The organism is Candidatus Thermoplasmatota archaeon (assembly GCA_018814355.1).
Lineage (GTDB): Archaea > Thermoplasmatota > Thermoplasmata > UBA10834 > UBA10834 > COMBO-56-21.
On the sequence record JAHIZT010000038.1, the window covers coordinates 1 to 8,733 of the forward strand.

At 54.3% G+C, this 8,733-nt stretch carries 9 protein-coding genes and 1 tRNA gene; 2 read left to right on the forward strand and 8 right to left on the reverse strand.

Features of this window, described 5'->3' with window-relative positions; translation table 11 throughout:
• Window positions 1-33 precede the first annotated feature (33 nt).
• A complete protein-coding gene (locus KJ653_02275; GenBank protein ID MBU0684664.1) occupies window positions 34-117 on the forward strand; it encodes a zinc-ribbon domain-containing protein in 84 nt (27 codons plus the stop codon).
• Window positions 118-141: 24 nt separating this feature from the next.
• On the opposite strand, the gene KJ653_02280 is transcribed toward KJ653_02275, so the two are convergent.
• From KJ653_02280 to KJ653_02300, 5 genes are all read right to left on the reverse strand, one after another.
• Window positions 142-212 (reverse strand) — tRNA-His (locus KJ653_02280).
• Between the two features lie 40 nt (window positions 213-252).
• Window positions 253-1,257: a site-specific integrase gene (locus tag KJ653_02285; protein ID MBU0684665.1), complete on the reverse strand. Its 1,005-nt coding sequence runs from the start codon at window positions 1,255-1,257 to the stop codon at window positions 253-255.
• Window positions 1,258-1,399: 142 nt separating this feature from the next.
• Entirely contained in the window at window positions 1,400-2,029 is a 630-nt protein-coding gene (locus KJ653_02290; protein ID MBU0684666.1) for a recombinase family protein, read from the reverse strand.
• A complete protein-coding gene (locus tag KJ653_02295; protein MBU0684667.1) occupies window positions 2,022-2,435 on the reverse strand; it encodes a hypothetical protein in 414 nt (137 codons plus the stop codon). The genes KJ653_02290 and KJ653_02295 overlap by 8 nt, the downstream gene beginning before the upstream one ends.
• Window positions 2,436-2,828: 393 nt before the next feature.
• On the reverse strand, window positions 2,829-3,050 hold the full coding sequence (locus KJ653_02300; protein ID MBU0684668.1) for a hypothetical protein: 222 nt from the start codon (window positions 3,048-3,050) through the stop codon (window positions 2,829-2,831).
• Between the two features lie 213 nt (window positions 3,051-3,263).
• Between KJ653_02300 and KJ653_02305 the strand changes: the two genes are divergently transcribed.
• On the forward strand, window positions 3,264-3,407 hold the full coding sequence (locus KJ653_02305) for an AbrB/MazE/SpoVT family DNA-binding domain-containing protein (protein ID MBU0684669.1): 144 nt from the start codon (window positions 3,264-3,266) through the stop codon (window positions 3,405-3,407).
• A gap of 111 nt (window positions 3,408-3,518) precedes the next feature.
• Here KJ653_02305 and KJ653_02310 read toward each other — a convergent pair whose 3' ends face one another.
• From KJ653_02310 to KJ653_02320, 3 genes are all read right to left on the reverse strand, one after another.
• Window positions 3,519-4,028, reverse strand: a complete 510-nt coding sequence (locus KJ653_02310; GenBank protein MBU0684670.1) for a site-specific integrase — start codon at window positions 4,026-4,028, stop codon at window positions 3,519-3,521.
• A gap of 850 nt (window positions 4,029-4,878) precedes the next feature.
• On the reverse strand, window positions 4,879-7,047 hold the full coding sequence (locus tag KJ653_02315) for a PQQ-binding-like beta-propeller repeat protein (GenBank protein ID MBU0684671.1): 2,169 nt from the start codon (window positions 7,045-7,047) through the stop codon (window positions 4,879-4,881).
• A gap of 166 nt (window positions 7,048-7,213) precedes the next feature.
• A complete protein-coding gene (locus KJ653_02320) occupies window positions 7,214-8,230 on the reverse strand; it encodes a hypothetical protein (protein MBU0684672.1) in 1,017 nt (338 codons plus the stop codon).
• Window positions 8,231-8,733 lie beyond the last annotated feature (503 nt).

The following is an 8,733-nucleotide window of genomic DNA, read 5'->3' on the forward strand; positions in this document are numbered from 1 at the left end:
GCCGATTCCAAGTCAGCCGACCCTCCCGAAGTCCTGGAGTTCGAGTGCCCGAGCTGCGGGAAGCCGGTGTCGGAGAACGACACTGAATGCCCCAACTGCGGGGCCAGGTTCGCCTGAACTGTGCTGAAAAGAGAGAGACGGGGCCGGGACCGGGAATTGAACCCGGGTCAAGGGATCCACAGTCCCCAAGGATACCACTACCCCACCCCGGCCATGGGCTTTCCTCCATATCGTTTGCGTAATTAAAGCTTCTTAGGCGTAGCCAGGCAGGAATTCCTTTTTTTCAATCACGGGGGGATTGACCTTCGGCACGTTCCTCGATTCCGCGAAGGCATCCACTACTTCGAGCCTAGCGGAGTCGGGGTCTTTTCGGCAATAGTGTTTCTCGGTGGTAAGGGTCGAGGCATGTCCCATAGCCAGGGAGACTGCCTCAATTGGAACTCCCCTATCGAGGAGTATTTGCCCATAGGTCCGGCGCAGTCCGTGGATTGTGAATTTCACACCGGACTCTTCTTCCAGCTCTTTCTTCCAATGCTTGATGGTGCATCTATGCAGGTGCTTCGTCGGTTCCCGTTCTGGGAACACTAGCGGACCGGTCTCCAGCATACCGTGTTTAGCCAGCACGGTTTCCCTCGCCTTGAGGTATCTCAAGACCACAGGTCTCAGTGGCTCAGGGATTGGCGCGATTCGCTTCTCACCATAGGTCCGTTCACCTTTCGGATGGTTCACGCGCAGGGTCCAGTTCGTCTCGTCTAGGTCTTGCCGGTCTGCCATCAGCAACTCATTCGACCTCAGACCAGTGTATGCGTATGTGGCAAAGAGGAATCGAACATATTCCCCCTTCCATCCCTTCACGCTCTCAGCGGCCGTAAGGACTGCCGAGAGCTGGTCCTGTGTAAGGCTCGAACCGCGCTGATACACCACTTTGGGGAACAGATGCGGCATCCGGGCTTTCAGGGTGTCCAGGATCGGGTTGCCGAGGAACTTCAGCAATCCGTTCAGAACCCGCAGCTCCGTCAGCTGAGACGCGTGGGCTATTCCTCTTCCGCGCATCCCAAGAAGGACGGCTACAATCTCAGGCTCCCCCCATCTCGCAGGGTCCGGAGAGAGGCTAGGATTGTCCTCCCGAAGCCTCGAATACTCCCTGTCCAGTCGCTCAAGGACGATGCGCTTGTTCGCTATCGTCGCAGGAGAGTAGCAGTCCTTCGTTGTGTTCATGTATTCCCCTATGGCTGTCTTCAGAGGGTATCGGCCCATTGACCTCGCCCCCCGTTTCTGTCCTCTTCGTTTTCCACCGAGGGTAGCACTACTGCGACCTTGCCGAGTCGCATGGTTTCCCTCGGCAGGGGTATCAATCGAAGGGGGTGTCAAACTATCGGACATTTCTTTGGCACGGCGCCTACTTAGGGCGTTCGTTCGTGCCGTTCACCCCCTCGTTCTTTTGACCTTCCTTCAGCCGGTTGCGAATGGTCTCATGGGAGACGCCCAGTACGACTGCTATTGCCCTGAGGCTCATCCCCTGAATCCTGAGCTCTCTGACCTTGGCAACATCGACTTCGTTGGCCGGAGCTCCCAGTCGTTTTCCCTGGGCTCCAGCGCGAGCCAAACCCGCCTTGGTGCGATCACGGATAAGCTCTCGCTCAAACTCAGCGACCCCCGCAAGAACGCAGAGTAGGAGCTTCCCGGTGGAAGTATTGGTTGAGATGTCCTGGTCCGAGAATTCGAACCCTACTGCATTGACCGTCTGCTCCACGCGATGCCTAGCAGCCAAATTGCTGAACCCTACCTGGGTCTTGCCTCGAAAGGCACTCTGCACAGGACAGCAGGCGTTGACGGACACGCATTCTGTCATCTTCCCCTTGATGAACTGACGGTCCGGATGGCCTATCAGGAAGCCCAACGACTCTCTCCCATGGATCTCAACCGCCGCCCTGAGCAGTGAAGAGAAGGCGTAGGGCTCGAGCACGACAGGCCTGTCCTCGGGCTCAGCGGTTCTGCCCGGCACCTTTCCCTTTCGAGCACTATTCATCTTCGGTCTCTCTGTCGAATAGTTCACACTCATCCTCAGCCAACTCCGACGGCTTGCATTCCTTGTGGTACCAGTCGTAGACCTTGGCAACCGCGTCACTGACCTTCATCTTCATGACATCGCCCTTAACAAGAATCGGGCCTCCACACAATTTGCACCCAACGATGACGCGATATTCCTTCTTCGCTTTGCGATAGCCATCCCTGCGGCCCTTCTCGTATGCGATCCTCGTGTCGCGCCGTGCCGTTCCAAGAGCTTCCCTGAAGAACTGCCCGATCGACTTGCCCGAGGTCCCGAGGGTTTTCTTGAGGGCGGCGTAGTCTTCCTGAGAGGCTCTGAAGGAGACCACGGGGTGAGCTTGGTAGTATCTCTCCCTCGATGGCGGTACATGCGCTCTCTTGGTCATGCTACACACCCCCGGGAGTCCACAGCAGCCACGAGAATCCCACGCTCGCCGGGCTCTGTAATCGATATAGGGTGTACGACATGGTGGACGGTATGGTAGGCGTTCTGTAAACGGGTGGTAAACGGAATACGCCCCGGAAACCGGATTTGATGGGCACCGCGAGGCCGTTTCTTCCCACCGGGGTTGCGTTTTCCCTGCAGTATCGAATGCTGTATGCGACCTTCCTTACATGCTTAAGTACGGCCCGTTCATCCAAACCTCTCACGAGGTCGTTACGAGCCGGGAGCCGATCGAATTTCGTACAATTTTCCATTAAATTTCCTCCTTGTTTCAATAAAATCCGACACGCTGCGCGCCCTGCGGCGCACAGCGGTCGTTAGGTTTTGGAGGGGGCTACTGATCCTCCTCTGACGCATCATTCTCTGGGGCGTCGCCCTCTTGGTCCTCAGCCTCACCTGCGTGCCTGAGTGCTCTGGAGATTGTCTTCTCGATGCGATCAAGGGCATCGTCGATGACTTCCTGGGGCACTCCGCACTCTTCTAACCCGTCCTGGAGCTCTACGATAGGTCCGTAGAAGATCCGAGGCATTCTCTCGCTCTCCGTTTCAGATACCATATACATCTCTCCTTTCGAGTCGCGTCATTTCCGTGGAGGCCGCGGGGCGGCCTCTTTTCTCGAACGCGGCAGGGAAAAGAAGGATTGTCAGGCTACTTGGTCATTTCGGTCATACGCGGCCTAGCGGGATGGAGGTAACTTCCAGGTGCTTCGAACAGAGAAGCCTTAAATACCACTTCTGTCAATGTCATCGTTTGAGGCCTGAATATGAGGATGCTAGGGAGTGTCAAGATTTCGACAAACAAGCGGGTGACCGTCCCGGATGAGCTGCTGGATGCACTCAAGATTAAGGTGGGGGATTTCATCCTTTTCTATGAAGACAAGGGCACAGTAACCGCAAGAGGCGAGAAAGGCTAGCCGGGTAGTGCATACCGGCATCCAGGATCAGCATTCGGCTCTTGCTCGCGTCAGCGGTTCGGGTCCGGTTGGGCCCACTTTTCATTTACTGGCCATTTTCTATGAAGGCCCTCATAGAATTTTTACAGCAGGTGCTTCCCACGCCTGCCGAACTAGGGAGAACGCCGTATCGCTTCGGATTCTCGCGTAGTACAACTCTGTGGTTCTAGTGCTCGTATGTCTCAGGCATTGAGAGACGGCCTCAATCGGTGCGCCGAGGTCTTTCGACTTCTGCGCGAACGTCGGCCTCAGATCCTTCCATCTGAACTTGATTGTGCTCGCCATCTCGACTTGGACCTTCAAGCGTTGCCATATTCGCTCGTTCCAGTAATCGACCTTGCCATCCTCTGCGATGTATGGGAACAAAGGCTCCGCAGACCTTGCCTCTAGTCCGACTCTCTTTAGGGCTTCTGATCTCAGCTCCAAGTATCTCTTGATGCACCCTTCAGCGCAGCCTATTATCGGAGCCTTGTCTTCGCCATTGGCCCATCTGCGCTTGCCCTTGGGATTGCTTACCACAATCTCAAGTCTGGACAGGTCCAAATCCTTCAGCCTTGCAGTTCTGAGCTCGGAAGGCCTCATTCCAGTGTGCAAATACAGAGCGAGCGCGGCCTTGCCGACAGCATCCCACCCACAAACGAAAGTAACGTGGCCGTAACAGGCTTGTTCGAGCTGACCGGTTCCATGCTCATAAACTTCGAATGAGCTCTATCTAGGACATTAACATCGAATCTACCGGTTTTTAAAGCTGTTCCCGTTACTAGACGTCTGGCTTTCCGATACGAATTTGCTACCAGTAGGAAAACGTCTCCAACTTTGGAATGATGGTTTTCGCCGCTATCTGACTGTCCGACATTCTCTGATCTTGCATGGATAGAATTCTGGAGATTACGACAGAATAATGGAGGGGATTCATCACAGGTCAAACGTGCCTTGAGACCTACGAAATGAAGTTAAGATTGATCGTCGGTATGTGTGTCCGTTACGTCTTCATATGGACGCCCTCAAAGGTGCCGCCACAAAGTCGGGAAGGGAGCACGAATTTACCAGTAAATTTATGCACCCATCGGGATTTAGGGCTCACAGGTATTAAAGCCCATAACAAAAAATGCTAGTATGCTGGTATGTATTGCGGGCCATTATGTCCATGAAGTATCCCATGTGTTAACTGTTAGGCGTTTGGGGGGTCGGTGTTGTTTAATCTAACCATTCTACCTCTTCCGTATCTTTTGGTAACTGCGGTAGTAATTTCCTGTTTGATTTATTAAAGTTCTTCATATCATATCGACTTGTTGCGAAAACCTGGGTCACCCTCCGCAGCGGTCCATGATGCTCATTCGGATGTTGCGCACGATGTCTCGGCAGATCTCTTGGTTCCTGCGGCTTGAGCGGAGCCGTCCTCCGATGACGTTCCAAGGATGGCAGGTGCTACCTACTTTCCACTTGTCATCCTTCTGCGCAGAAGGACTACGACAGTAGCTGCAGCTGCAATGACGATGAGGACTATGACTGCAGGTAGCAGCCACTCCGAGGTGTCCGCAGGACGAGATGGACCCGACGGCGCCTTGATTTCAAATATGCCGCTATCACAATAGATGGACATGTTCCCGAGATCCGTGATCCTTATCACGTAGTCTGACCTCGGGGCGATGTCCGATGGCACACTCCATGAGTGGTTGCCGTCGTTGGCGGTGCTTGCGTCAATCGTAAGGGCGCTCGAATAATACGATCCGTAGTAGAGTTCGATCTTCACGCTGGAGCCGACTGCCCCAGCTGTCGTCCACGTGATGCTGTGCGTGCTTCCAGATGTCCAAACTGCGCCAGCTGATGGTGATGTCACTGCTATCGTGCCGGGCAGTATGGAAATGATCTGGATAGTGAACTGATCGCTGTCGTCGTAGACGGAGACGTTGCTCAGGTCCGTGATCCTTATCACGTAGGCTGACCTCGGGGCGATACCCGATGGCACGGTCCATGAGTAGTTGCCATCGTTCGTAGTGTTGGAGGAAATCGTGACAGCGGTAGAGTAGGACTCATAGTAGTATTTAATCTCCACATAGGGGCCGACCGTTCCGTCCGTTGTCCACGCTATTGTATAGGTGCTCTGTGACATCCATATTGATTCACTGCAGGGAGATGTCACTCTGAGTGACTTGGGAGAAAGTCGAATCTCAAAGGGGTCGCTGTCGTCGTATATTGAAGGGTTGCTCAAATCTGCGATTCTTATGATGCAATTCTTCCCCACCTGGAAGTTTGTGGGTATCGTCCATGAATAGTCGCCATCGTTCGCTGTGTTGGAGGAAATCGTAGCAGCGTTGGAGTAGGATTCGTAGAAGTACTCAATCCTCACGTTCGGGCTCACCGTCGTGTCCGTCGTCCACGTTATCGTGTATGTGATCTCCGACATCCAGACCGTGCCAATGGAGGGAGAGGTCACGGTAATGTGCCCACCTATTGCGTACAGTCTGCGATCAAGCGAACCGACATAGATCGTGCCGTCCGCGTCTATTGCTGGGGATGAGACCACGGGACCACCAGTAGCAAATCCCCACTTCTTTGTTCCATCGGGGGCTATGGCGTAGAGCTTGTAGTCCCAAGAACCAATGTAGACTGTGCCGTCCGCGCCTATTGCGGGAGATGATTCCACAGCACCACCAGTGGCGAATTCCCACTTCTTTGTTCCGTCGGGATTTATCGCGTACAGTTTGCCATAAGGGCCCAGGGGCGTCCCAGAGCCTATGTAGATCGTGCCATCTGCGGCTATCGCTGGAGACGACCACACCTGGTAGCCAGTATTGAACTCCCATCTCTTGGTCCCGTCGGGGTCTATCGCGTATAACCTGTAATCCTCAGAACCGACGTAGATTGTTCCGTCTGAGTCGATGGCCGGCGAGGAGACTATGGCACCACCGGTAGCGAAGTCCCATTTCTTTGTCCCGTCAGGGTTCAGCGCGTATATTGTCCCGCTACCCAGGCAGCCAAAGTAGACTGTGCTGTCGGGTGCTATCGCAGGAGATGAATATACCTCGCCATCAGCATAGAACTCCCATTTCTTCGTACCGTCAGGGTTTATTGCGTACAACTTGGAGTCCTCAGAGCCAACATAGATAGTGCCGTCTGCGCCTATTGCAGGGGAGGCCCCTATACAACCACCGGTAGCAAACTCCCACTTCTTCGTCCCGTGAGGATTGACTGCATACAGCCTAGAATCCGCTGCGCCAATGTAAATCGTGCCGTCTGTGGCTATCGCGGGGGAAGAGACGGCACCAGGCATGGAAGGGACGGTCAGCTGGAGTTGCCAGCTTTTCTTCCCGGCTGCATCTACCGCATACAGATAGCCGTCGTCGGAACAGAAATAAACTCTGCCGTCTGCGCCTATCGCGGGTGAAGATCTCACATAGGTTTGTGTCGCGAATTCCCACTTCTTCCGACCGTCGTTTGCCGAGGTGTCGTATTGGCTCCTTCCAGTATGGCATGGGTCATGTCCAAACATTGGCCATGGAGAGTTCGCGAGAGACGCGTTCGCTTCCGCGAGTATCGAGCCCGAATACGCGCAACCAGATGAAGGTTGGGTCTTATCCACGAATTGCATCAATGGCATGGTGCTCAAGAGCATCATAGCTGTAACCGGCATTAGAACCATAACGAGAATCCTGGCTTTCGCCAATCGGGAATTCTCCATCGGATTACCAGTACTTCGAACTGGGTTCTCAGCATAAGAATCTTCGTGAAGAGACGGCTGCGTCCGACTTGTTCATAAACCTGGGTCACTCTCCGTAGCGGTCCATGATGCTCATTCGGATGTTGTGCACGACGCCTCGGCATATCTCCTGATTCCTCCGGCTTGAGCGAAGTCGTCCTCGGATGACATCCCCGAAGGCCGCCTTCTTGGAATGTATGGCGCACTCTGCCTTGACCCTCCAACGGTACACCGACTTCCATCTCTCCGGGAACCTCGTGGCAAAGAGGACATGCGCCTCGTAGGCGTTCGCAGGGTGAGGGCGGAACACCGCGTTGTCCTTCGGCTTGATGTACGGGGTGACGCCATACTCATGTGCGACCTCGTAGTTCCTGACTGACACGAAGGCAGGGTCCGTCGCCACCCTCTCGATGTTGCTGCCAGGGACCGTCTCTGCCAGGAACTCCTCGAAGAAGGGCGCCTCATGCCAGGTTCCTCTGGTCACCTTGGTGTATGGAATGACCAGTGTCTGCACGCCTACCATGTAGTGCGCCTTGTCATACTCGCGGTGCTTCTTCGGGTTGGTTCGGTCAGTGCTCCATGCCTTTCCCTTGGCCAGTGGGTTTCCGGTCGGATCCATTGCCGCGATGCGCTCCTTCATCCACAGCTCCCATGCGGCCGTCTTCTGAAGCCGCTGGAGCGTCGCTGTTATCCCTGGATCCGCCCGGTACTGGTAGAGCGTCCTCGGTCGGGGGACATTCTCCAGTCCCAGAGTGTCCTTGAAGATGTTGAGGAGGGACCACGACTTCTGTGCAACGCAGTTCATGAACTCGATGAGGAGCAGGCACTTGAGCATGTCCCGTCGCTTGCATGGTGGTCGCCCCGGTCGGCCGGGCTCCTTCTCGTGGATGCGCTCGTTGTCAACGAGCACGCGGATCTCCCTTGGTACCTCACCGACCTCGTTCGCGCGGAACTCGTCATACTTCGGCCGCCCTATGCGGGGAGGCATCCATCGCTTCTTCTTCGGTCTGCCCGGCTTGCGCCGTGACCAGTTCGGCTTCTTTCGCTTGCTCTTCGATGTCTTCCTGTGCTTCCTGGCTGCCACTCGTTCGTCCCATCCCTTCCGACCCTCCGATCACGCACCGATACACTCAAGCACCGATGTGCCAATCCTCCCCCTGGGCGTTCCTTGGCTCAGGGGTCGTCTCAATCTCGTGTCGAGGGCGTCTCTCCTCAAGAACCTATGGGGCAAGAAAAGGTCATGCCAGGTTTATGCAACAAGTCTATCATATCTATTATTGTGCAGACCATGCAGATATGTCATAATCCATGAGGAATGGTGTAAATATCGCGTAATTTAAATGTTCTTACCACCCCCATTATCGACGAATTTTGGGTAGGGCGACATATCAAGAAGCGAGTCAAATACAACTGCTTCTGGATATTGGATATATCGATAAAAAACTAAAAACAACGGAGATATCTCACAAGATGTGCGTGGTCTGTACAGACATAGTTATGAAAAAGAGCGGAGTTTATGGAGAAACCTAACTTCGCCAGTTAGTAAAAGCATGTTATACCTGCGTATCGGCTAACTTGTCCCATGTA

Coding starts and splice junctions, on each gene's coding strand:
- KJ653_02315 (MBU0684671.1), bottom strand. CDS start 7,047: ATGCCATTGATGCAATTCGTGGATAAGACCCAACCTTCATCTGGTTGC.
- KJ653_02285 (MBU0684665.1), bottom strand. CDS start 1,257: ATGGGCCGATACCCTCTGAAGACAGCCATAGGGGAATACATGAACACA.
- KJ653_02305 (MBU0684669.1), top strand. CDS start 3,264: ATGCTAGGGAGTGTCAAGATTTCGACAAACAAGCGGGTGACCGTCCCG.
- KJ653_02295 (MBU0684667.1), bottom strand. CDS start 2,435: ATGACCAAGAGAGCGCATGTACCGCCATCGAGGGAGAGATACTACCAA.
- KJ653_02300 (MBU0684668.1), bottom strand. CDS start 3,050: ATGGTATCTGAAACGGAGAGCGAGAGAATGCCTCGGATCTTCTACGGA.
- KJ653_02290 (MBU0684666.1), bottom strand. CDS start 2,029: ATGAATAGTGCTCGAAAGGGAAAGGTGCCGGGCAGAACCGCTGAGCCC.
- KJ653_02310 (MBU0684670.1), bottom strand. CDS start 4,028: ATGAGGCCTTCCGAGCTCAGAACTGCAAGGCTGAAGGATTTGGACCTG.